Source organism: Streptomyces sp. NPDC056734 (assembly GCF_042790455.1).
Lineage (GTDB): Bacteria > Actinomycetota > Actinomycetes > Streptomycetales > Streptomycetaceae > Streptomyces.
Genome location: NZ_JBHTZD010000055.1, coordinates 1 through 3602, shown reverse-complemented (window position 1 = coordinate 3602; position 3602 = coordinate 1). Strand labels below are relative to the sequence as shown.

1 protein-coding gene is annotated in these 3602 nt (G+C 68.9%); it reads left to right on the top strand.

Annotation, left to right across the window (positions count from 1 at the left end):
* On the top strand, positions 1–3486 hold a 3486-nt coding region (locus ACFRFC_RS38155; protein WP_383112707.1), incomplete at its 5' end, for a multifunctional oxoglutarate decarboxylase/oxoglutarate dehydrogenase thiamine pyrophosphate-binding subunit/dihydrolipoyllysine-residue succinyltransferase subunit.
* Between the last annotated feature and the right edge of the window lie 116 nt (positions 3487–3602).

Below are 3602 nucleotides of genomic sequence, written 5' to 3'. Positions count from 1 at the left end.
CCCGCGCAGCCCGCCGCGCCTGCCGTGCCCGCCACGCCCGCGGCTCCGGCCGCCAAGGCGGCCCCGGCGGCCCCGGCCACTGCGGCCGCCCAGGCCGCTCCGGCCGCCGAGGCGCCCGCCGGACCCCAGCTGGTGACGCTGCGCGGCCCGGCCGCGGCCGTCGTGAAGAACATGGACGCCTCGCTGGAGGTGCCGACGGCCACCTCGGTCCGCGCGGTCCCGGTGAAGCTGCTGTTCGACAACCGCATCGTCATCAACAACCACCTCAAGCGCGCCCGCGGCGGGAAGATCTCCTTCACGCACCTCATCGGGTTCGCGATGGTGCAGGCCATCAAGGCCATGCCGGCGATGAACTGGTCGTACCAGATCAAGGACGGCAAGCCGACCCTGGTCAAGCCGGTGCACATCAATCTCGGTCTCGCCATCGACCTGGTCAAGCCGAACGGCGACCGCCAGCTGGTCGTCGCGGCGATCAAGAAGGCCGAGTCGCTGAACTTCTTCGAGTTCTGGCAGGCCTACGAGGACATCGTCCGCCGCGCCCGCGACAACAAGCTGACGATGGACGACTTCACCGGCGTCACCGTCTCGCTGACCAACCCCGGCGGCCTCGGCACGGTCCACTCGGTGCCCCGGCTGATGCCGAACCAGTCGGTCATCCTGGGCGTCGGCTCCATGGACTACCCGGCGGAGTTCCAGGGCACCTCCCAGGACACCCTGAACAAGCTCGGCATCTCGAAGGTCATGACGCTCACGTCGACCTACGACCACCGGGTGATCCAGGGCGCCGCGTCCGGCGAGTTCCTGCGGATCGTCGCGAATCTGCTCCTCGGCGACAGCGGCTTCTACGACGAGATCTTCGAGGCGCTGCGCATCCCCTACGAGCCGGTCCGCTGGCTCAAGGACATCGACGCCAGCCACGACGACGACGTCACCAAGGCCGCCCGCGTCTTCGAGCTGATCCACTCCTACCGGGTGCGCGGCCATGTCATGGCCGACACCGATCCGCTGGAGTACCGCCAGCGCAAGCACCCCGACCTCGACATCACCGAGCACGGGCTGACCCTGTGGGACCTGGAGCGCGAGTTCGCCGTCGGCGGCTTCTCGGGCAAGTCCCTGATGAAGCTGCGCGAGATCCTCGGCGTGCTGCGCGACTCGTACTGCCGCACCACCGGCATCGAGTTCATGCACATCCAGGACCCCAAGCAGCGCAAGTGGATCCAGGACCGGGTCGAGCGCGGCCACAGCAAGCCGGAGCGCGAGGAGCAGCTGCGCATCCTGCGCCGGCTCAACGCGGCGGAAGCCTTCGAGACCTTCCTCCAGACGAAGTACGTCGGGCAGAAGCGGTTCTCCCTGGAGGGCGGCGAGTCCGTCATCCCGCTGCTCGACGCGGTCCTCGACTCGGCCGCCGAGTCGCGGCTGGACGAGGTCGTCATCGGCATGGCCCACCGCGGCCGGCTCAATGTGCTCGCCAACATCGTCGGCAAGTCGTACGCGCAGATCTTCCGCGAGTTCGAGGGCAACCTCGACCCGAAGTCGATGCACGGCTCCGGCGATGTGAAGTACCACCTGGGCGCCGAGGGCACCTTCACGGGCCTGGACGGCGAGCAGATCAAGGTCTCGCTGGCCGCCAACCCCTCGCACCTGGAGGCGGTCGACCCGATCCTTGAGGGCATCGCCCGCGCCAAGCAGGACATCATCAACAAGGGCGGTACGGACTTCACGGTCCTGCCGGTGGCGATCCACGGCGACGCGGCCTTCGCAGGCCAGGGCGTGGTGGCCGAGACCCTCAACATGTCGCAGCTGCGCGGCTACCGCACCGGCGGCACGGTCCACGTCGTCATCAACAACCAGGTCGGTTTCACCGCCGCCCCCGAGTCCTCCCGCTCGTCGATGTACGCGACGGACGTGGCCCGGATGATCGAGGCCCCGATCTTCCACGTCAACGGCGACGACCCCGAGGCCGTCGTGCGCGTCGCCCGGCTGGCCTTCGAGTTCCGCCAGGCGTTCAACAAGGACGTGGTGATCGACCTCATCTGCTACCGCCGCCGCGGGCACAACGAGTCGGACAACCCGGCCTTCACCCAGCCGCTGATGTACGACCTGATCGACAAGAAGCGCTCGGTGCGCAAGCTCTACACCGAGTCCCTGATCGGTCGCGGCGACATCACCCTGGAAGAGGCCGAGCAGGCGCTCCAGGACTACCAGGGCCAGCTGGAGAAGGTCTTCACCGAGGTCCGCGAGGCCACCTCGCAGCCGACGCAGGTGCAGACGCCGGACCCGCAGGCCGAGTTCCCGGTCCAGGTGTCCACGGCCGTCACCGCCGAGATCGTCAAGCGGATCGCCGAGTCGCAGGTCAACATCCCCGACCACATCACCGTCCACCCGCGGCTGCTGCCGCAGCTCCAGCGCCGGGCGGCGATGGTCGAGGACGGCACCATCGACTGGGGCATGGGCGAGACCCTCGCCATCGGCTCGCTGCTCCTGGACGGTGTGCCGGTGCGGCTGGCCGGCCAGGACTCCCAGCGCGGTACGTTCGGCCAGCGCCACGCGGTGATCATCGACCGTGAGACGGGCGCCGAGCACACCCCGCTCCAGTACCTCTCCGAGGACCAGGCGCGGCTGAACGTCTACAACTCGCTGCTCTCCGAGTACGCGGCCATGGGCTTCGAGTACGGCTACTCGCTGGCCCGCCCGGACGCGCTGGTGATGTGGGAGGCGCAGTTCGGCGACTTCGTCAACGGCGCGCAGACGGTCGTGGACGAGTTCATCTCGTCGGCCGAGCAGAAGTGGGCGCAGACCAGCGGTGTCGTCCTGCTGCTGCCGCACGGCTACGAGGGCCAGGGCCCGGACCACTCCTCGGCCCGCCCGGAGCGGTTCCTCCAGCTGTGCGCGCAGAACAACATGACGGTCGCGATGCCCACGCTCCCGTCGAACTACTTCCATCTGCTGCGCTGGCAGTCGCACAACCCGCACCACAAGCCGCTGGTCGTCTTCACCCCGAAGTCGATGCTCCGGCTGAAGGCGGCGGCGTCGAAGGCGGAGGAGTTCACCACCGGCAGCTTCCGCCCGGTCATCGGCGACGACCGGGTCGATCCGGCGGCCGTGAAGAAGGTCGTCTTCTGCGCGGGCAAGTTCTTCTACGACCTGGACGGCGAGCGCCGCAAGCGGGGCGTGAGCGACACGGCGATCATCCGCATCGAGCGCCTGTACCCGCTGCCGGGTGCGGAACTCCAGGCGGAGATCAAGAAGTACCCCAACGCGGAGAAGTACCTGTGGGCCCAGGAGGAGCCGGCGAACCAGGGGGCGTGGCCGTTCATCGCGCTCAACCTGATCGACCACCTGGACCTGGCGGTCGGCGCCGACGTCCCGCACGACGAGCGGCTGCGGCGCATCTCGCGCCCGCACGGCTCGTCCCCCGCGGTCGGCTCCGCCAAGCGCCACCTGGCCGAGCAGGAGCAGCTGGTGCGCGAGGTGTTCGAGGCGTGAGCCACGCGTAGGCGTACCGCGTGTGAGTGCTGAGCGAAAGGGCCCGGCCCCCGGACAACTCCGGGATGCTGTTGGTTAATTCGGGCGTGTGCGTGACGTCGGCCTTCGAGACCTGG